This is a genomic window from Solitalea longa, assembly GCF_002920915.1.
In the GTDB taxonomy this organism is placed as follows: domain Bacteria; phylum Bacteroidota; class Bacteroidia; order Sphingobacteriales; family Sphingobacteriaceae; genus Solitalea; species Solitalea longa.
Window position 1 is genome coordinate 340,050 of sequence record NZ_PQVF01000005.1, and the last position, 20,644, is coordinate 360,693.

Genomic DNA, 20,644 nt, shown 5'->3' on the forward strand with positions numbered 1-20,644 from the left:
ATTAAACATTATTTATTAAGGAAATGTTGAAGCTCACCAATCATAAAAGTATGATTACCTTTTGATGCGATCTTTGTAATAGCTTCTAAATATTGGAAGAACTTAATGTTTTCGTCTCCCTTCATTAGTTCTGAAGCATTTTTCAATGTTCTTGCTGTTGCAACAGAAGTTCTTGCATTTTCAAGATCAGCTTTGGCTCTGATTTTTGCTTCAAGCTGTTTTGCAAACAAATCCTGAATGTTTTTTGGAAAGCAGATGTCTTTAACCATTATCTTCTGAATAGTTATACCTAATGACTCTATTTCCTTGTTTAACTCTTCAATATTTAATGCATTTAAATCACCTCTTTTTTCATTTAGCTCTTCGCTTTCAATTCTAGAAATTAGGTTCCTAAAGTGAATTTGGACAGTGCTATAGATACGTTGTTCGGCTTCAGAGAGAATGGCTAAGATAGTCTTGTTTAATTCAAACTGACTTAGAAACAGCTCTCCATCACTGATTACATAATGCATAATTACTGATAACCTAAGGGAAATGTTATCTTTTGTTAACACCTCCTGGTTAATTAGTTGTACCATTCTTGAACAAGTAGGCAAACAAATGAGTTCTGTTTTATCCTTTCTGTCGTATATGTAATGCACTCCCGAGTTAAGTACTTTCTCCAAAACATTTTCCCTATAAAGAAAACCAAGTTGGTTAGGTTTTACGTTGTATTCTTTCTTAAAAAATAACATAGTATAAATGATTATAAGTTTTAATCTTATAAAGATGAAGAACACATTGAAAAGGGAATTTAGCGTTTCATGGTTGTTAACTATGGGAACCGCTATTTTGCAAACTTCTCAATGCCTGGATTTCTCCTGTTCTTCATTCTTTAGTTTTTAGCACCAAAGCATTGCCATCCGAAGCAATTGGGGAGTCGAACCCCGTTGGTGGGTTAGTAGTTTCGCAATACCTCATTTTACTAACCCTGATTTTAAATGAGTGGCGATTTGATACGACAAAGTAAAAGGGTATGTGCGCAGTCTTTTTGCGCAGTTAAATTTTTTTTCATTTTTTTATAAAAAAGTTTTTATGCCTATAAATCGTAATGCATTAATCCGCTATAAAACCATCGACAACTGCCTGAGAAATAAGTATCGGAGCTGGACACTCGACGACCTGATTGATGCTTGCTCCGAAGCGCTGTATGAATTTGAGGGAATAGATAAAGGGGTAAGTCGAAGGACGGTGCAGATGGATATTCAGCTAATGCGTAGCAATAAGCTGGGTTATAATGCGCCAATTGTTATAAAAGATAAGAAGTATTATGCCTATAGCGATGCAGAATACAGCATTACCAATATTCCGCTAACCGACCAGGATTTGGGAACACTTTCAGAAGTGGTGCAGATTTTAAAGCAGTTTAAAGGCTTTTCGCATTTTGAAGAAATTGGTGGCATGGTAAACCGTTTGGAGGATAAGATCTACACCAGTAAAACTCATTCTGTTTCGGTAATTGATTTTGAAAAGAATGATCGATTGACTGGGCTTCATTATTTAGACACCCTTTATCAGGCGATCATAAAAAAGCAGGTTCTCAATCTAACCTACCAATCGTTTAAGGCTGCCGAACCACAAGTGTATGTGTTTCACCCGTATTTGTTAAAAGAGTACCGAAACCGCTGGTTCATTTTAGGAGTGGCTAACCGTGTAAAAGTTCACCTTACCCTGGCGCTCGACAGGATCAAGGATATTTCTGTAAACGCTGATTTTGCCTACAGGGAAAATACGCTGTTTAACCCAAGCACCTTTTTTGAAAACGTGATCGGTGTTACCAAAAACGCCGGACAACGCCCTGAGTACATACTTTTTTGGATAGACAAAAAGAACGCACCTTACGTAATTACCAAGCCAATTCATAACAGCCAGCGGATCATTAAAGAAGATAATATGGGTATTGTTTTTCAGATCTGTGTAGTTATCAATTTTGAGTTGGAACGTGAGCTACTCGACTTTGGCGATTTTATAGAAGTTATACGACCCCGAGGGCTTAGGAAACGAATAGAGAAACGGTTAAAAACAGCAGGCGCTTACTATGAGGAAAGCAAAGTTCTTGAAATTGATGATGAGATAGTAGAGGTGTATTCGCCGAATCCTAAGGATGCTGGAGTCTGAAACAGTATAATAACGCCCCTGATTTAATTAATAGTTAATAAGTTTGTTTATTACATTTGCATCGAGCAGCTAATATGTATCTCCTAGGCTAAAAACATAGAAAGCTTATATTTATAGAAATTTATTTTAAATGGCATCTTTCAACGCAATTAAGGTAACTCAAAACAAAAAAGAGTTTTTTATAACATCGCTAAAATCTTCTCTACTTAAGGAACATGCATTTGTCTTAAAAAGAGATGAGGATCCGATTAAAGGGTTTCAAAGGCTGCTTAATGAGAATAGAGCGAAAGATATTGCGAAATACATGGATGAGAAAAAAGGAGTTATACCATCACCTCTTATTTTGAGTGCACAGCCAAACGCCGAAATGAAATTTGATGAGAAAACATCCAAAATCTCATTTAGTAACAGTCGAAATTCTTTTTTGGTTTTAGATGGTCAACATAGGCTTTTCGGGATGTATTTAGCAGAAAGCGACTATGAAGTTCCTGTAATAATTTTTAAGGACCTAAAAACATCAGACGAGGTAAATTTATTTATTGATATAAATACTAATCAGAAAGGTGTTCCCACAACCTTATTGATTGACATTAAAAATTTAACAGGGAAAGAAGAAAAGAAGGAGGAAAAACAACGAATCCTTTTTGACTCATTGAATAATGATAGTGTTTTAAAAGGACTTATGTCACCTACCCAAAGTAAATTGGGTAAAATTTCTCGAACTACTTTTAACCAAGCAACAGACCGGCTTTTTGAAACCGGATATTTCGCGAATGAAAATGTCGATGTAACCTTTAAAGCTATAAAAAACTATTTACAAGCCGTTGAATTAATTTTGTTTAGCACAAAATCTGAAAAAGCAAAACTTACAAAATCAACCATATTTCGAGCAGTTTTTGAAATTTTTAATGACGTAGTTGAACTAAGCTTCAAAAAATTTGAAAACCTTAAAACAGAATCACTAGTAGATGTTTTAAGCCCTATAGGGTCACTTAATTACGACAACTACATCGGTTCCTCAAACTCTATAATGAGTAAAATTGCCACGGATATGAAAATTGCAATGTTTAAAACATCGAATAGTTTAGAAATGGATGGCGATATTTTTTAGGGATGTTTGGAGCTAATTATCTTCGGCTAAGAAATGAGTACGCATTAAATCTTTTGGATTCAAAAATCAATTTGAAAGATTATAGGTTTTTGAAATTGAGAAGTGTGATATTAGAAAATATTATATCCGCAACTTCACCATCCAATGACACCTATCATATCATTGTACCAAGCGGACTCTTCTATAAAACTATATGTGCGGAATTTGAACTCTATCATGTTCGAGCTAAAATGCAATACAATGATTTTTCAGCATCTTCGACGATAAGTGAAAGCTGGAAATTCACAACCTTCTATTATTTTATTTTCTTTTGTAATGTAGCGCTTCATCGGTTATTAAATCGAGGATATATCTACCTAGACCTGACCAGTGCCTCCACTCTTTCAACTTCCTTAAACGTTTTGCTTTCTGATGTTGTTAATATCGGAACAGGAAATTGGTCATTTAGAAAACTATCAGAGACAAGTAGTGTAGTAACAATTGAGCTTAAAAAAGCAGGATCAAATGTGCATCAATTAGCCTGGCAAGATCTTAAAAAGACCTTGAAAGATTTTATTGCTAATTCTTCAAGCAAAACCACTGATCCTGAGAGATCAGTTCTTGAAAACATATATAAAAACCTTAGAGCTAATAATGATTTCAGTCCATCAGAAACTCGAAACTATCTAAACTATGTTTCTGAGGTTGCACTTGACGAAATTGAAAGTAAAATTGTGTGTCCCCAGCCTAAAATAGAGAGTTTTATAAAAACACTTACTACCCTAAATTACAACAACAGTTTGGCCTCGAATATTTCATTCAGTATAATAATTGGGCAGTATTTGTTTTTGTTAAATAGTGAATTAGTTAATGATTTACAAGGAAGAGATCCAAAACAGTTTAAACTTATTCGAAAAGTAGTATAGTCCTTGAAAATTGGTTGTTCAATTCTCAAAGGCTTTTCCCCTTCCAAAACATTCTTTCCTTAATTTCGTTAAGTTTTTATTTTAAGCATGTCACTGAAAACCTTCGGCAAAAAGCCTGCGGGCAAACGCCTTCAAAAGATCTATCAATCGCCTAATTACAAAGAGGGATCATTTAAAAACCTATCGCATACCGTGATGATGACAGGAGATGGTTCTATGGTGAAAACGATGATCGAGTTTTTGAATAAGCCCAAGAACACTACGCCCGACAAAAAGCTTCCTTCAGTTGTAACTGATTTAAAGAATATAAAATCCGAAAATCCCACCCTGGTTTGGTTTGGCCATTCATCATACTTTATTAAAATTGAGGGCAAGACCATTTTGGTTGACCCGGTTTTTAGCGGAAGTGCGGCTCCTTTCGGTTTGGGCGTAAAGAGCTTTGATGGCAGTGATGTGTATAAAGTAGAAGTTTTCCCTGAAATTGATCTACTCATTTTAACGCATGATCACTACGATCACCTGGATCTGGATACAATAATCAAACTAAAACCAAAGGTGAAGCAGATCGTCACTTCGCTGGGTGTAGGTTCTCATTTGAGTTATTGGGGCTTTAATGAGGAAATTGTTCACGAATTGGATTGGTGGGAAACAGCTGATCCACTAAAAGGCTTTTCCATTACTGCTGCTCCTGCCCGCCATTTCTCTGGTCGTGGCATAAAAAGAGCGCAAACTTTATGGTCCTCATTTGTGCTGCAAGCCGGAAATTGGAAAATTTACATAGGTGCTGACAGTGGATATGATACGCATTTTAAACAAATTGGCGAGAAATTTGGTCCTTTTGATTTAGCCATTCTCGAGTCTGGCCAATACAATTTGAAGTGGGCGGCCATTCACATGATGCCGGAACAAACCGTACAGGCAGCCGTAGATTTAAAAGCTAATGTATTGTTACCGGTTCATTGGGGTAAATTCACCCTGGCCTTACATGCCTGGGACGAACCAATTGAGCGGGTACTGAAAGAAGCAGAAAAGCTTGCCGTAAAAGTCACCACGCCATTAATTGGTGAGCCAATTGTTTTGCAAGAGAGTTATCCGGATAAAAAATGGTGGAGGATTTAAGTAAAGAATTACGAATTACGAATTACGAATATCCCAAAGTTGGGCATAATTTAAAATGACAATAATCTTTATTATACTAGGAATCATCGCCATCGTCGGACTGATTGTCTATTTAAGATACTTTATTCCTTTAAGACCAAAAGAGCCAGGCTTTGAGTATGTCTATGTCAACGAAGACGGTACTGTTAGTGAATTAGATGAAAAAGATGTAGAGTATTTAAAAACTGAGTTTTCACCAGCTGACGGGGCAAGACCATATATAAAAAATCATTATAAAGAATTGACACCCGACAGAAAAATATCTGGATTTATTCTTCGATATAGAGTTCCCAAAAAGATTGAAATAAAACCTTTGAAGAACCCGCAAGACTACAGACATTGAACAAAAAAACTATACTAACACGAAACTTAAACTCATGAATTATAATAAGCCGATACTATTCGTTTTATGTTCAACACTGCTTTTTTCGTGTTCACCTAAAGTAATCGAAACAGGTAAAGCATCTTACTATGCCGATAAGTTTGAAGGTCGGAAAACCTCTAGCGGTGAAAAATATAGGGTGAGCAAATATACTGCAGCACACAAAACCCTCCCTTTTGGAACGAAAGTTAAAGTGAAGAACCTGGATAATGGTAAAACGGTTAAAGTAACCGTTAATGATCGCGGTCCTTTTGTGGCCGGGCGCATTATTGATGTTTCGGGCAGTGCTGCCAATCAATTGGGTTTAAAATCCACCGGAACAGCCAGGGTGGAGATCAAGTACAAAAAATCTAAGAAGAAGAAATAGCCTTTAGTTCGAAGAGACTAGGCTTCAATTTTAATGTTATGTGCAACTTTAAAAACCAACAATGGGACTTGACATTCATATAGGAACAAACAATCACGAGGAACTTTATTCAGCTGAATACTACGACGAAAAGAACGGCTACTTTAATAAACATAGTTTAAGTAGGACGTTTTGCAATTTTATGTGTCGACAAAATGTAGTTGGCCACGAACCAGAACTCGACCAAATTGGAAAGATTACAGGAGTTGACATTTTACCCATTTATGAATTGGAAAGTTATCCAGAAGAAGAAGGGTTAGAGTTTTTTATTGAGACAGCCGAAAGTGAAGAAGAGAGGCAGAGAATTCTTGGTAAAGCAGAAGAGGATAAAGCCAAATTACAAGGAAACATAGACCAGGTAATAAAAACAATAACTGAATTAATTGAAAAACTTAATTCCATTGACAATCTTCCCTCATTACTTCTGCCGACAAACTATGATTCTCTAAACAATCAAGAATATTTTGCGGACTTTAAAGTTGACAAAGGACAAGGATATATAGATAACAATTTTGGTCAAGACTTGCGAAACTTTAACCGATTTTTGGAATTTGCAAAAGAACGCGGAACAACAACAATATGGTTTAACTATGGCTGATAGAAAAAGCCCCACATTATAAGGTATTGACACCCAAACGGGGATAAACAGCTTCGATGGAGTTTCTAATGCTAAAAACCCCGCTTTCGGCAATATCAAAATCGTTAAGAGACGAGTATTAGTGACTGAAGCAATTTACTTGTGGAAGCACTATAAAGCCGTCCGATGGACAACTGCTTATTTTGAACTGTGACCGAATTGCTGTTGAATGCTTTGATCTTCGAAATAGAAACCAAAAATGAACGATGGATTCGACAGAAGGTGTTTTCGGGTAGCTTTTCTTCCATTTCGGTGATGGATTGGTAGGTTTTAAAATAACCTTTATCGGTATAGATCAATAAATAATTCCCCTGCGATTCAACGTAGTGAATCTCTTCTAAAAACAACTTCATCATTTTTCGCTCGCATTTTACAAAAATGAAGGGTTTCTCAACGGGCAAAACCGGGACTGTTTCAGCTGCTGGAACCAGATTTCTTGTTTTATAGAACTTATCAATAGCTTTTGAAAATCGCTCAAACGAGATCGGCTTCAAGATATAGTCAATAGCATCTAAATCAAATCCATGTACGGCATGCTCGGCATAGGCGGTGGTAAAAATTACCGAAGTATTACCCACCAATGTTTTCGCAAAATCAACTCCCGACTTTCCCGGCAAGTTGATGTCCAAAAAAACCAGGTCAATTTTTTCTCTTTTTAAGGTGGAAAGCGCATGAAGCGTGCTCACAAAGCTTCCTTTTAAGCTCAACGACGGATGTTTGGCAATATGCATTTCTAACAACCGCGACGCAGGCAGTTCGTCTTCAATAATGATACAGTTAAAACTAGGCAACATGATTCATCTTTAGTTTTAAAGAAACAAAGAAACTCGACTCGTTATTTTTAATTGTCAGCTGATGCTCGTCAGGATAAAGTAACTCCAGTCGACGCTGTACATTTGCAATCCCTACCCCACAATAGGCCATATCCTTTTTTTCTTCCGAAGGAAAATCTGCGGGCAAGCTATTTTCAATTTTAACAGTCAGCCATTCGTTGTTAGTACTAACAGAAATCGTGATCCAGGCGGTAGACAGGGCATCATTTAAGCAATACTTATAGCTGTTTTCAACGAAAGGAAGAATTAAGAAAGGTTCGATATGATAACCATTTACTGCACCATGAACACTTAAACTCATATCAAGCCGATTGTCGAAACGCAGCTGTTGTAAATCGATATAGTTTTTCAGTGAAACGATTTCTTCTTCCAACGAAATGGATTTACGGTTTACATCATAGATAGAGAAACGAAGCAGGTTGGAAATTTTAAGTACAATCTCCGCTGAATCATCTGATTTGTCTAAAATTTTCAGGTACAGACTATTCAAAACATTAAACAAAAAATGTGGTTGAAGCTGACTCCGCAATGAAAACAACTCCGCCTGAAGCTTTTCCGCTAAAATCTGCTGGAGTTTATTTTTCTGCTCAGCAAAATGAGTAAAGAGTTTAAGTACTCCTGGAATGGTGGCCACAAACTGCAGCTTTAGAATGTTATAGAGCATCACCGGAATAGCAAACAAGGGCTCGGGTGTCCAGTGCTTCATCACATAGCGGATGATCAGGTAGTTGTCGATCAGGCGTTGCACAAATGCAAAAACAATGATCAGTGCAACATATACAGCAATAAACTGAACGGTTTTCTTTCTGAAAGCAAGCTGCGGAATTAAAAGCTCTACAACCACCAAAACAAAAATAATTCGGGGCGCAATGCTGAACAGTTCATTCGTTAAGGCACTCGAAAAGTCATTGTCGGGCATTCCTTGTATCAAGCTGAAAAGCAGAATATACCCAAACCAATAAGTTGTGTACAGTTTAAATTTTTGAGCTCTTGACAGCGGATCCATGAATTCGTTCTTGATCATAAAAGTAAATGCTTTTTAACTGGCTGTTAATGTTATTCGTCATGCAAAAGCTGCTGTATAAACCATTTGCTTGAAACCACAGGTAATGTAAAATATCTTTCTTCAACATTAAAATAACTAAAGGTAAAAATGAAAAAAGCACTGTTTTTATGGGGAGTATTAATGAGCTTTTCGTTGGGAGGATTTGCGCAGGATATAGCCATTTATCCAATGAATTGGTGGGTAGGCATGAAAACCAAGTCCATACAGCTATTGATCAGGAGTACTAACGAAGATTTTTCTTCGGATAAAGTGTTAATTAACTACCCTGGAATTACCGTTTCAAAAACGCATCAGTTTACTAACAAAAGATACCTGGCAGTTGATATTACAATTGGTCCTAAAACGCTGCCTGGCGATGTGCTGATCAAACTAGCACAAAACTCAAAAAACCGGGAAATAAAATGGCCGGTAAAAAAACGACCATCAGGATTAGGAACTAGCTACGCCCAGGGTGTTACGTCTGCTGATTTTATTGACCTGATCATGGTCGATCGTTTTAGTAATGGCGATGAGTCGAACGATAAGGTTGCCGGAATGCGCGACCAATCACTTAACCGTATGGAAATGTATGATCGTCACGGCGGCGACTTGCAGGGCGTTATCAACCATCTCGACTATTTACAAGGAATGGGCGTAACCACTTTATGGTTTACTCCTGTTTTAGAGAATGATATGGATAACCGTACAGAACACGGTTATTCTATTACCAATCATTATAAAGTTGATGCCCGCTATGGAGGCGATGAGATCTATAAAAAATTGAGTAACGATCTGCATCAGCGTGGCATGAAACTAATTGCTGATATCGTTTATAACCATTACGGTTCCTGCCACTTTTTGGCATTAGACCCACCAGATGCGGATTGGGTGCATCAATGGCCAACCTATACACAAACCACTTATCGCGAACAACCTTTGTTTGATCCTTACGCCTCTAAAGCCGACAGCAAGAAAATGAGTAACGGCTGGTTTGACAGAATGATGCCAGATATTAACCATGAGAATGAGTTCATGGCTAATTTCATCATCCAGAATAGCATTTGGCAGATTGAGGAGTTTGGAATAGATGGAGTTCGCTTAGATACTTATACCTACAATAACCTTGAGTTTGCTAACAAGTGCAACCAGGCATTACTCGATGAATATCCTAAACTTTCCATTTTCGGCGAAGCTATGGTCCATGGAGTAGCCAACCAGGCTTATTTCGAACAGAACAATATTAACACGCCTTTTAAAAGCAATTTGCCTTCAGTAGTTGATTTCCAAAGTTTATACTACGGAATTATACCTGCATTAACGCAGTCTTTCGGCTGGACCGAGGGAGTAAACAGGCTTTATTACACATTAAGCAGCGATTTTTTGAGTAAAGATCCGATGCGAAAAGTGTTGTTGCTCGACAATCATGATGAGCCTCGCTTTTACTCTGTAGTTGGTGAAGATCCTGCGAAGCAAAAGATCGGCTATGAATGGTTGTTGACTTGCCGTGGTATTCCTCAAATGTATTATGGTTCCGAAGTTTTAATGAAAGGTTTTAAAAATCCGGATGGATTACTGAGAAGTGATTTTCCTGGAGGATTTAAAGGTGATGAGAAGAATGCCTTTACCGGCAAGGGGCTAACTGAGGCCGAAAAAGCAAACCAGGAACTGGTTAGGAAGTTGGCCAATTATCGTAAGAGATCATCAGCGATTACCAAGGGGAAAATGATGCATTATGTGCCCGTTGATGGCATGTATGTTTATTTCCGGTATGATGATAATCAAACGGTAATGTGTGTAATGAATACCGCGAACGCGCCCAAAGAGGTTGACTTTTCTAAGTACGATGAACGCACTTCAAGTTTTAAAACAGCCCAGAACATTGTTTCCGATGAGCGCGTAGAGCTTTCATCTATAACAACCATTCCGGCTATGAGTATGTGGGTATTGGAACTTCAAAAGTAATGATCACCTATAAAAAGCGTATGACGAAGATACTTTATATCCTGTTGTTACTATGTGCTGTGGGAACGACTATGGCTCAGACCAAACAACCTATTCCGCGAAAAAGCTATACAACCAGAGCCTTAGGAAATACCCCCGCTCCGGTAATTGATGGTAGCTTATCTGACGAAGCCTGGAATACAGTTGAATGGACCGGAGATTTTATCGAAAACCTGCCGGAAGAAAACACACTGCCTATTGAGCAAACTAAGTTCAAAGTGCTTTATGACAATGAGTTCATTTATTTTGGTTTCAAATGCTACGATAAAAACCCGAAGGAAATTGTAAAACGCTTATCGCGTAGAGATGGATTTGAGGGCGATTGGATTGAAGTAAACATCAGCAGCCACAACGATAAACTAACCGCTTTTTCATTTGCGGCATCGGTTGCAGGTGTAAAAAGCGATGGCTTTATCTCTGAAAATGGAACGGCCTGGGAAGGCAACTGGAATCCGATTTGGTATTTGAAAACCAATATTGATGAGGAAGGCTGGACCGCGGAGTTCAAGATCCCCCTAAGTGAACTGAGATTTAGCAATGCTCCCGACCAGGTTTGGGGCCTGCAATCAACGCGCAGATATTTTAGGACCGAAGAGCGCTCGCTTTGGCAGCGAATTCCATTAGATGCGCCCGGATGGGTGAGTGAGTTTGGTGAACTCCGTGGAATTAAAGGAATTGTTCCCAAGCGAGAAGTTGAACTCCGCCCTTTCCTGGTGTCTAAAATGGAAAACTACCCAGCTGAACCGGGCAATCCGTTTAAAACTGGCAGAAACTATGACTTGAATGCCGGTCTGGACGCTAAGGTGGGAGTTACCAATGATCTTACTTTAAACTTAACGATCAATCCTGATTTCGGACAGGTGGAAGCCGATCCGGCTACACTTGTTTTAGATGGCTTTCAGGTATTCTATCCTGAACAGCGCCCGTTCTTTATCGAAAGCAGAAATATCTTTAATTACACATTTTCCGACAGCCAGGACAATCTATTTTACTCTCGTAGAATAGGAAGAACTCCTCAGGGCTGGGTAAGCTCTGGGGAGAATTCTTTTGTTGCCATGCCCGACAATACTGCAATATTAGGAGCGGCGAAATTTAGTGGCAAAACCAAATCAGGCTGGTCAATTGGGGTTTTAGAGAGTGTGACAAGCCGTGAGTATGCAAAGATCAATCAAGCTGGAAACGAGCACAAAGAGCTGGTGGAACCCTTAACCAATTATTTTGTAGGGCGGGTGCAGAAGGATTTTAACAACCGTAACAGTTATTTAGGCGGCATGTTCACTTCAACCCTTAGAAACATCCAATCTGCCAACCTCGATTTTTTACATACTTCGGCTATTTCTTCGGGAATGGATTTTATGCATAACTGGAAAAACCGCAAGTATTACATACGGGGAAATTTGTTAATGAGCTATGTTGAAGGAAGTAAACAAGCGATATTGGCAACTCAGCAAAGCATGACCCATTTGTTTCAGCGGTTTGATGCGAAAAACGTAGAAGTTAACCCTGAACGAACTTCATTGACCGGAACCGGTGGGCGTTTGGTGATCGGTAAGGCAAGTGACGGTAATTGGCGCTACCGGGCTGGGGTAACATGGGTTTCACCAGAGTTGGAGTTGAATGATGTTGGATTTTTAAGGCAAGCTAATAATATACGGCAAGAGGCATTTGCTTCTTATGTAACATTAAAGCCATTTGGGCAGTTCAGAAGTGTGGAGGTGTATCTTGACCAGATCGCTGATTATGATTTTGATGGGAACCATAACAACTTGCAGTTTTTGTTGGGTACTAACGCTACGTTAAAAAGCAATTGGACCTTTGGTTTGCAGGCGTTGTATAAACCAGTTAATTATTCCATATCGGCTTTGCAAGGTGGTCCGAGGGTTCGTAATTCCGAAGAATTCTTTAAGTCGTTTAGCTTTACTTCGGATAGCCGAAAGAAATTCAGGTATAACGGCGCTGTTTATAGCAACAAAGGAAAGAACAATTCGCTTTCCTATAACGAGTTTAACTTTGGATTGGTTTATCAGCCCGTAAATGCCTTTACGGTTTCGGTAATTCCTTCTTATGCGCTTAATAAAAACAAGGCGCAATATGTAACTCAAAACCAGTTAGCAGATGGCAGCAGGTATATTATGGCAAGTTTAGATCAAAAGACGATAAGTGCTGCAATTAGATTCGATTGTAATATAAACCCTGACCTTACTATTCAATATTACGGTCAGCCCTTTATCTCACAAGGTAAATATGTTGCATTTGGCAAAGTGGCTAATCCTACCGCCCGGAATTTTGAAGATCGCTCAAGTTTGTTTACAAAGGATCAGATCTCTGCCGATCTTATCAATAATGCTTATTTAGTTGACGAGAACATTGATGGAAATCCGGATTATACTATTTATAACCCTAATTTTTCTTCTGTTCAGTTTCGCTCCAACCTGGTTGTCCGTTGGGAATATATTCCGGGATCAGAACTCTACTTGGTTTGGTCGCAGGGATTATCGTCCTATGGAAGACCTGAGAATGATCTATTGGATGGGTTAAGCACCGAAATACTAAATGGAAAGCCGCAAAACACGTTTTTGTTAAAAGCAACCTACCGCTTATCTAAGCACGTAAAGCATAAACATTTGTAGTAATGCATAATAAGGCTGTGCAGGAAAACATTAGTCGCTCAAATATTTGTCGTCTAATTGTTTTCCTGCTTTTGCGCCTAGTGTTTTTAGCTTCTCGGCCGTTACGGTTAAGTTTCCTCTTCCAGCGGTTAATTTGTTCATAGCCTTATCAAATGACTCTTTTGATTGGCGAAGATTTTTGTCGATCAGTTCCATATCGCCAACAAAGCCTACAAACTTATCGTACATATCGCCGCTTAAGCGGGCAATTTCAAATACATTCCGGTTTTGTTTTTCTTGTTTCCAAACCGAAGCCACTGTTCGCAAGGTAGCCAACAAAGTGCTCGGGCTAACAATAACCACTTTCTTATCCCAGGCAAAGCCAAAGAGGTCATTATCCGTTTGAACCGCCATGCTAAATGATGATTCTACCGGAACAAACATTAAAACAAACTCCGGCGTATTAATTCCATTTAGCTGATGATAATTCTTATTGCTGAGTTCAATAACATGATTTCGTAATGAATTCAAATGCGATCGGCCATATCGTTCCCGCGTATCATCATCCTCTGCATTGATCCATTGTTCATATGCAACCAATGAAACCTTGGCATCAACTACCAAATGCTTCTGTTCGGGCAAATGGATAATCACGTCAGGCGCATATCGGTTCCCATCGCTCCCAGTTAATCCCATTTCTTTTGCCTGCAACGTGTAGCTCTCTCCTTCTGTTAATCCCGAGCGTTCTAAAACGCGTTCTAAAATAAACTCGCCCCAGTTGCCTTGCTTTTTGGTGTCGGACTTTAATGCGCGAGCCAGGTTATTGGCCTCTTCACTAATTTTCTGGTTTAAGTCGAAAAGCTTTTTAACCTCTTCTTTTAAACTGATTTTATCCCGCAGCTCCTGATCGTAGGTCTTTTCCACCTTCTTCTCAAAATCAATAAGTTTTTCTTTTAATGGGCTTAACAACAGATCGAGGTTAACCCTGTTTTGTTCAGTAAATTTTTGCGATTTCTCTTCAAGTAGTTTTCCTGCAATGTTTTCAAACTGTAGAGTAAACTTCTTGTGCATATCATCAATTTCGGATCGTTGATCTTCAACACGTTGTAGTTGGGTTTTAAGGTTTTCGCGTATGGTCACTAATTCAATCCGGGTTTGTTCTGCCGCTTCGCGCTCTTCAGTTAATAGCTGCTCGTAATTTCTCCTTTCGCTTTCAAGCTGAACTCTGCTGCGGGTTAATTCCTCTGTAGCAATACGCTCCCGCTCTTCCAGCTTTGCTTTATCCAACAGCAGGCTGTTTTTTGTTTTAGAAGAAATTAACTTCATCAGAATAAGACCTGTAATGGTGCCGGAAACAGCAGCGATGATAATATTGATATGATCCATGCAAAATCGAATTAATTAAAGCCAAAGGTACTATTCATACTTTCGGAAATCTTGTCGTATTACTATGTAAAAATTTCAGTTCAAATACCCCTATAGATACCATGGAATATTTTTTGAGTAATTTAGCGTAAATTAAACCTTAAAGCTATGTACTGGATTTTAATAGGAGGAACCTTCTTAATAAGTATGCTTGTAAGCTGGCGCTTTAAAAGCAAGTTTTCAAAATACTCACAAGAACCCTTAAGCGCCGGATTGACCGGAAGACAAGTTGCTGAGAAAATGTTAAGAGATAATGGCATTAACGATGTTCAGGTTATTTCAGTAGAGGGTCATTTAGGCGATCATTATAACCCTGCAAATAAAACCGTAAATCTAAGCCCGGAAGTGTACCATAATGCCAGTGTGGCAGCGGCGGCGGTGGCGGCTCATGAATGTGGTCACGCTGTTCAGCATGCACGTGCATATGTTTGGTTGGGATTCCGTTCAGCAATGGTTCCGGTGTTAAGTGTTGCTTCACAATGGATGATGTGGATAATTATGGGAGGTTTACTTATGCTTCAGATGACGCATAATCCAACCGTATTATGGATAGGCATTGCATTATTTGCCGCTACAACGATATTTAGCTTTGTTACCCTGCCTGTAGAATTTGATGCCAGCAACCGCGCTTTAGCCTGGTTAGATAATGCAGGAATTACCCGTTCTCGTGAACATGAAGATGCCAAAGACGCACTTTGGTGGGCTGCGATGACCTATGTGGTTGCGGCACTTGGCTCACTGGCAACGCTGATTTACTATATCATGATTGCTACCGGTGGAAGCAGAAGAAACTAAAAGGAATTAAACTTAGATAACAAAAGCGGCGCTTATATTAATAAGCGCCGCTTTTGTTATTAAAACTATATGATGTTTATTATTGCTGTTAATTTAACCGGTGAGGACTGATTAAATGAAATTCAGGAATATTTACGTCAAAATGAGAGCCGTCAAATAAACGGAACATTTTATAAGAACCTTTCATGGTGCCAATCTCCGTGTTCAGGTTGCAACCTGAAACATATTCATGTATTTCACCGGGCTCAAGAACCGGTTGTTGTCCAACCACGCCTTCTCCCTCTACTTCGCGGTGCGTGCCGTTGGAATCGAAAATATACCAATGACGCCGAAGCAACTGTACCGTATAATCCGTAAGATTTTCTATGGTGATTTTATAGGCAAACATAAAATGATTGTTTGCCGGATTTGAATATTCCGGTTGATATACGGTTTCAACCGAAATTTTAACACCGTCTGTAATTTTAGTAACCATACCAGTGTTTTATGTTTAGCGGCAAATTAGAAAAAAAACTGCTTATGCGACTACAATTCTTATTCCGCTTTGTAAAAATTTTAAAATGATTAGCTTATAAGCACTTCTGAGTAGGTTTCGCTTATTTCATCGAGTACAGCATTTATCTCTACAACCGAATTTAACGACACTAACCTGTTTCGAAGATCTTTGCTATTGGGCAGGCCTTTAAAGTAGTTAGCGTAATGACGGCGCATTTCAAATATCCCAACTTTTTCACCTTTCCATTCCACCGATTTCATAAAGTGCGTTCGGCAAACCTCTACTCGCTCGGCAATGGTTGGTCCGGGTAAAAATTCCCCGGTTTTGAAAAAGTGCTTAACTTCCCTGAATATCCATGGATAACCAATGGATGCCCGGCCAATCATTATTCCATCCACTTCAAATTCTTTTCTCCAGGCAAAGGCTTTTTCTGCGGAGTCAACATCTCCGTTACCAAAAATTGGAATTTCAATATTAGGATTACGCTTGATTTCTCTGATCAACTTCCAGTCGGCTTCCCCTTTATACATTTGCGCACGGGTACGGCCATGAATGGTCAGGGCTTTAATGCCCACTTCCTGAAGTCGCTCCGCTACTTCATAAACGTTTTTTGTAGAATCATCCCAGCCTAAGCGGGTCTTAACCGTTACCGGCAAATGGGTGGCTTCAACAACCGCCTTGGTCATTTTTACCATTTTATCAATATCCTGCAGCAAACTGGCTCCTGCGCCTTTGCAAGCCACATTTTTTACCGGACAGCCGTAGTTAATATCAATAAGGTCGGGATTGGCCTTAGATGCAACTATGGTAGCTTCACGCATGCTGTCGATATTGCTGCCAAAGATCTGGATGCCAATTGGCCGCTCATATTCAAATATATCAAGCTTCTGAATGCTCTTTGCGGCATCGCGAATCAACCCTTCTGAAGAAATAAATTCGGTATACATCAAATCAACACCGTTTTGCTTGCACACATAACGAAATGGCGGGTCACTCACATCTTCCATAGGCGCCAGCAACAACGGGAACTCTCCCAGCTCAATATTTCCTATCTTTACCAAAATCTATTTTTTGCGCAAAAATAAGAATTTCTGCCTAGGATAGCAATAATATCACCTTTATCATTCTGAAACATAATGATTTATGCTATTTTTGATACGTGTCGGATTTTTGGCGCCCATGTTTTACCTTCTATCAAATAAGAATAGTGTTTAAAGGAATTTTAAAAGGACAATCTTTCTGGGTGAAGATAATTGCCTTAATAGGGATGGCAATTTTTAGTATGTCGATGTTTACGGCAATTTCGGCGCTTTTAGTAAAGCCCTTATTTGGGATTAATATTGTAACCGATGCCGGTTCATTAATGGATTTCAACAATCCTGCTACTGTTGCCGCTTATAAGTTCTTGCAAATTGTACAGGCTATTGCCTTGTTTATTATTCCTGCTTTAATCTTTCCGTATTTGTGCGGAGAAAACACCGTGACTTATTTGAAAATGAGGAAACAACCAGTAGCCTTGCTATTCCTCTTGGTATTGTTATTATCGTATTTTTCATCCCCCTTATTTGAATTAACAAATCAGCTGAATCAGAAAATGGCCCTACCCCAATTTTTAAAGGGCCTGGAAGATTGGATGAAGGCAAAAGAAGATCAGTTGAACGATTTAACAAAGGTGTTTTTAAAAATGGATAACCTAAACCAGCTCTGGCTTAACTTATTTATGATGGCCATATTACCGGCTATTGGGGAGGAGTTTTTATTCAGAGGGGTTGCACAGCGTTTATTTATTGAAGGATTTAAAAATGCGCATTTAGGTATATGGGTGGCGGCTATTGTGTTTAGCACATTACATTTTCAGTTTTATGGCTTTTTGCCGCGTATGCTGTTAGGGGTTTTATTCGGGTACTTGTTTTATTGGAGCGGTAATATTTGGCTGGCCATATTTGCGCATTTTGTGAACAATGCCACCGTGGTTGTGTTCTCATATATGTTTCAGCATAAAATAATAAATTTCAACATAGATGATAGTAATAGTTTATCAGTTGCGGCATACTTGGTATGCTTTCTGGTAAGCACTTCATTACTATTGGCATTTTATCGCTTTGCAACAAAGAAAACTTCTTTGGAGAACTATGGAAGCTCATTGGATCAAAATTTATAACACTCATGAATGGTACAAGGCTGAGTTAATTGCCCATTTATTGGAGCATGAAAGCATTGAGGTTGTTCGTATAAATAAAAAAGATTCATCATATATGAGTTTTGGAATTATTGAGCTGTTTGTGCATCAAAAAGAGTTTACCAAAGCCATTGAAATTATCATATTGAATGAGGATAGCCTCGATTGAAATATTCAATACATAATGCAATTGGGCAATAAACCCTATTTTAGCGGTCCATATTATTAACATGAGTAATTTAGTTCAGCGAACCATTACGGGATTTTTCTTTGTAGCGGTTCTTATTTTTTGCGTTGCCTATAGCGGCTACAGTTTAACAACCTTGTTCTTTGCAATTTCAGTATTAAGTCTTTATGAGTTTTATGGATTGGTAAAGAATGGAGGCTACAGAATCAACCTGTTCATGGGCCTTGGAATTGGCGCTGTTGTTTTCATAAGTTTTATTCTTCGGACCTACAACCAAATTGATGGCAGCAAACTGATGCTGCTGTTTCCCGTACTGCTTTTATTATTTCTGTTGGAGCTTTTCAGAAAGCAAGAGAAGCCTTTTGAAAACATAGCGATGACCATTTTGGGAATTGTTTATGCGGTGTTGCCTTTTGTGTTTTTTGTAAGCCTGGGTTTTATTCAGGGAACTGACTACAATTTTGAGTTACCCTTAGGTTTCCTTTTGCTTTTGTGGAGCAACGATACTTTTGCCTATTTATTTGGCCGCCAGTTTGGTAAACACCGCCTGTTTGAGCGGATCTCTCCTAAAAAGTCATGGGAGGGTTTCTTTGGAGGCATGCTTTCAGCCGTAATTATTTCGCAGATCATTGCGCATTATTTTACCTCTTTAGATGCATTTAACTGGGCTGTGGTGAGTTTGATCATTGTTTGTTTCGGTACTCTAGGCGACTTGGTGGAGTCGATGTTTAAGCGCAGTTTAGACGTAAAGGATTCGGGCTCGATACTTCCCGGACATGGTGGATTGCTTGACAGATTCGACGGTTTACTGCTTGCAGCGCCATTTGTGTATGCATATTTAATTTTTCTAGGAGTTTAATTCAAACTAACTAACAGATACACTAATAGGATACTGTTACTTCATTGATTGTAGCATAAGTTTAACAATCTGATAATTTTAACAAGGCGTTCTCCAAGCGGAGGACGCTTTTTTTTGTTATTTCTATAAAGATTGCAAGATTTGCATCACCAATTTTATTGATTAATAGACCTTATTTTATTTATGGAAGTTAAAGAGAGTAAGCTCCTTGGGCACTCAAACCCATTCGAGTCGATGATGTCGCGTTTTGATGTGGCAGCTAAAATTTTAGGTTTAGACGAAGATACCTATAACATGCTGAAATCGCCTGTTAAACAGGTATTGGTAAATCTTCCGGTAACTATGGATAACGGAAGAATCAGTGTTTTCGAAGGTTTCCGCGTAATTCACAATAACTATATGGGCCCAGGTAAGGGCGGTATTCGTTTCGCAATGGATGTTGACCTTGATGAGGTGAAAGCACTTGCGGCATGGATGACTTGGAAATGTGCTGTTGTAAACGTTCCATTTGGCGGTGCAAAAGGTGGTGTAAAATGCGACCCTCGCAAAATGTCAAAAGGTGAACTAGAGCGTTTAACACGTGCATATACCCAGGCAATGGCCGACGTATTTGGTCCTGAAAAAGATATTCCTGCTCCTGACATGGGAACCGGTCAGCAAGAAATGGCCTGGTTAATGGATGAGTTCTCTCGTATTAAAGGTTTTACCAACGCTGGTGTTGTTACCGGTAAACCATTGGTACTTGGCGGTTCAAAAGGACGCGTTGAAGCTACCGGCCGTGGTGTTATGGTAACTTGTCGCGCCGCTTTAAATAAATTAAAAATTAATCCTGCAAACGCTACGGCTGCTGTTCAAGGCTTCGGTAACGTTGGCTCTATTTCGGCCAAGTTATTAGAAAGTCAGGGCATTAAGATCGTTGCTATTTCAGATATTTCAGGAGCCTATTATAACGCTAACGGAATTAACGTTTCTGAAGCAATTGCCTACTCTCAGGCTAATAAAAACTCACTTGAAGGCTATAAAAATGCCGAGAAGATAACCAACGACCAGTTATTGACCTTAGATGTTGATGTATTGGTTCCGGCTGCATTGCAAGATGTGATCACAAAAGAGAATGCTCCTAACATTAAAGCTAAATTAATTGTTGAAGGCGCAAACGGACCTACTTCAGCTAACGCCGATGCTATCCTGAAAGAAAAAGGAATTATGATCGTTCCTGATATTTTAGCGAATGCAGGTGGTGTTACTGTTTCATACTTTGAGTGGGTACAAAATCACCAAGGTTACTACTGGACAGAAGAGCGCGTTAACCGTCGTGCCGATCGTACCATGAAAGAAGCCTTTGAGCAAGTTTATCAGGCTTCAATTAAATTTAACGTAGATATGCGTATTGCTGCATACATTGTTGCTATAGACAAAGTAGCAAGCACCCGTAAATTATTGGGCGGTTTCTAAAAAG

20 protein-coding genes are annotated in these 20,644 nt (G+C 38.9%); 14 read left to right on the plus strand and 6 right to left on the minus strand.

Annotation, left to right across the window (positions count from 1 at the left end; genetic code table 11):
• Positions 1-8: 8 nt before the first annotated feature.
• Complete coding sequence (locus tag C3K47_RS08945) at positions 9-734, minus strand: slipin family protein (RefSeq protein ID WP_103788781.1); 726 nt, start codon at positions 732-734, stop codon at positions 9-11.
• A 340-nt stretch (positions 735-1,074) separates the two neighbouring features.
• Between C3K47_RS08945 and C3K47_RS08950 the strand changes: the two genes are divergently transcribed.
• The 7 genes from C3K47_RS08950 (at position 1,075) to C3K47_RS08980 (ending at position 6,717) form a co-directional block, all read left to right on the plus strand.
• Complete coding sequence (locus tag C3K47_RS08950) at positions 1,075-2,157, plus strand: helix-turn-helix transcriptional regulator (protein WP_103788825.1); 1,083 nt, start codon at positions 1,075-1,077, stop codon at positions 2,155-2,157.
• A 130-nt stretch (positions 2,158-2,287) separates the two neighbouring features.
• Positions 2,288-3,268 (plus strand): DGQHR domain-containing protein, encoded by a 981-nt coding sequence (locus C3K47_RS08955; RefSeq protein ID WP_103788782.1) that lies wholly within the window; start codon positions 2,288-2,290, stop codon positions 3,266-3,268.
• Positions 3,269-3,321: 53 nt separating this feature from the next.
• Positions 3,322-4,173 carry a hypothetical protein gene (locus C3K47_RS08960; RefSeq protein WP_165784659.1) on the plus strand — a complete coding sequence of 284 codons (852 nt, stop codon included), beginning with the start codon at positions 3,322-3,324 and terminating at the stop codon, positions 4,171-4,173.
• A gap of 87 nt (positions 4,174-4,260) precedes the next feature.
• Complete coding sequence (locus C3K47_RS08965; protein ID WP_103788784.1) at positions 4,261-5,292, plus strand: MBL fold metallo-hydrolase; 1,032 nt, start codon at positions 4,261-4,263, stop codon at positions 5,290-5,292.
• A gap of 55 nt (positions 5,293-5,347) precedes the next feature.
• Positions 5,348-5,674 (plus strand): hypothetical protein, encoded by a 327-nt coding sequence (locus C3K47_RS08970; RefSeq protein ID WP_103788785.1) that lies wholly within the window; start codon positions 5,348-5,350, stop codon positions 5,672-5,674.
• Between the two features lie 34 nt (positions 5,675-5,708).
• Positions 5,709-6,080, plus strand: a complete 372-nt coding sequence (locus C3K47_RS08975; protein ID WP_103788786.1) for a septal ring lytic transglycosylase RlpA family protein — start codon at positions 5,709-5,711, stop codon at positions 6,078-6,080.
• 61 nt (positions 6,081-6,141) lie between these two features.
• Positions 6,142-6,717 (plus strand): hypothetical protein, encoded by a 576-nt coding sequence (locus C3K47_RS08980; protein WP_103788787.1) that lies wholly within the window; start codon positions 6,142-6,144, stop codon positions 6,715-6,717.
• Between the two features lie 104 nt (positions 6,718-6,821).
• On the opposite strand, the gene C3K47_RS08985 is transcribed toward C3K47_RS08980, so the two are convergent.
• Both C3K47_RS08985 and C3K47_RS08990 read right to left on the minus strand, forming a co-directional pair.
• Positions 6,822-7,550: a LytR/AlgR family response regulator transcription factor gene (locus tag C3K47_RS08985; protein WP_103788788.1), complete on the minus strand. Its 729-nt coding sequence runs from the start codon at positions 7,548-7,550 to the stop codon at positions 6,822-6,824.
• A complete protein-coding gene (locus tag C3K47_RS08990) occupies positions 7,540-8,613 on the minus strand; it encodes a sensor histidine kinase (protein WP_103788789.1) in 1,074 nt (357 codons plus the stop codon). The genes C3K47_RS08985 and C3K47_RS08990 overlap by 11 nt, the downstream gene beginning before the upstream one ends.
• Positions 8,614-8,742: 129 nt before the next feature.
• Here C3K47_RS08990 and C3K47_RS08995 point away from each other — a divergent pair, with 129 nt between their 5' ends.
• Positions 8,743-10,596 carry an alpha-amylase family glycosyl hydrolase gene (locus C3K47_RS08995; RefSeq protein WP_103788790.1) on the plus strand — a complete coding sequence of 618 codons (1,854 nt, stop codon included), beginning with the start codon at positions 8,743-8,745 and terminating at the stop codon, positions 10,594-10,596.
• A gap of 20 nt (positions 10,597-10,616) precedes the next feature.
• Positions 10,617-13,265 (plus strand): DUF5916 domain-containing protein, encoded by a 2,649-nt coding sequence (locus C3K47_RS09000; RefSeq protein ID WP_103788826.1) that lies wholly within the window; start codon positions 10,617-10,619, stop codon positions 13,263-13,265.
• Between the two features lie 30 nt (positions 13,266-13,295).
• On the opposite strand, the gene rmuC is transcribed toward C3K47_RS09000, so the two are convergent.
• A complete protein-coding gene (gene rmuC, locus C3K47_RS09005) occupies positions 13,296-14,630 on the minus strand; it encodes a DNA recombination protein RmuC (protein ID WP_103788791.1) in 1,335 nt (444 codons plus the stop codon).
• A gap of 147 nt (positions 14,631-14,777) precedes the next feature.
• On the opposite strand from rmuC, the gene C3K47_RS09010 reads away from it, so the two are divergent.
• Entirely contained in the window at positions 14,778-15,464 is a 687-nt protein-coding gene (locus C3K47_RS09010) for a zinc metallopeptidase (RefSeq protein ID WP_103788792.1), read from the plus strand.
• A gap of 88 nt (positions 15,465-15,552) precedes the next feature.
• Here the strand turns inward: C3K47_RS09010 and apaG are convergent, their stop codons facing one another.
• Both apaG and dusB read right to left on the minus strand, forming a co-directional pair.
• Positions 15,553-15,939 carry a Co2+/Mg2+ efflux protein ApaG gene (gene apaG, locus C3K47_RS09015; protein ID WP_103788793.1) on the minus strand — a complete coding sequence of 129 codons (387 nt, stop codon included), beginning with the start codon at positions 15,937-15,939 and terminating at the stop codon, positions 15,553-15,555.
• An 89-nt stretch (positions 15,940-16,028) separates the two neighbouring features.
• Positions 16,029-17,024 carry a tRNA dihydrouridine synthase DusB gene (gene dusB, locus C3K47_RS09020; RefSeq protein ID WP_103788794.1) on the minus strand — a complete coding sequence of 332 codons (996 nt, stop codon included), beginning with the start codon at positions 17,022-17,024 and terminating at the stop codon, positions 16,029-16,031.
• A 143-nt stretch (positions 17,025-17,167) separates the two neighbouring features.
• Here dusB and C3K47_RS09025 point away from each other — a divergent pair, with 143 nt between their 5' ends.
• From C3K47_RS09025 to C3K47_RS09040, 4 genes are all read left to right on the plus strand, one after another.
• A complete protein-coding gene (locus C3K47_RS09025) occupies positions 17,168-18,121 on the plus strand; it encodes a CPBP family intramembrane glutamic endopeptidase (protein ID WP_103788795.1) in 954 nt (317 codons plus the stop codon).
• On the plus strand, positions 18,093-18,308 hold the full coding sequence (locus C3K47_RS09030; RefSeq protein WP_103788796.1) for a putative signal transducing protein: 216 nt from the start codon (positions 18,093-18,095) through the stop codon (positions 18,306-18,308). The genes C3K47_RS09025 and C3K47_RS09030 overlap by 29 nt, the downstream gene beginning before the upstream one ends.
• A gap of 61 nt (positions 18,309-18,369) precedes the next feature.
• Entirely contained in the window at positions 18,370-19,185 is an 816-nt protein-coding gene (locus tag C3K47_RS09035; protein ID WP_103788797.1) for a phosphatidate cytidylyltransferase, read from the plus strand.
• Between the two features lie 183 nt (positions 19,186-19,368).
• Positions 19,369-20,640, plus strand: coding sequence for a Glu/Leu/Phe/Val family dehydrogenase (locus C3K47_RS09040; protein ID WP_103788798.1), 1,272 nt, complete (start codon positions 19,369-19,371; stop codon positions 20,638-20,640).
• The last annotated feature ends 4 nt before the right edge of the window (positions 20,641-20,644 follow it).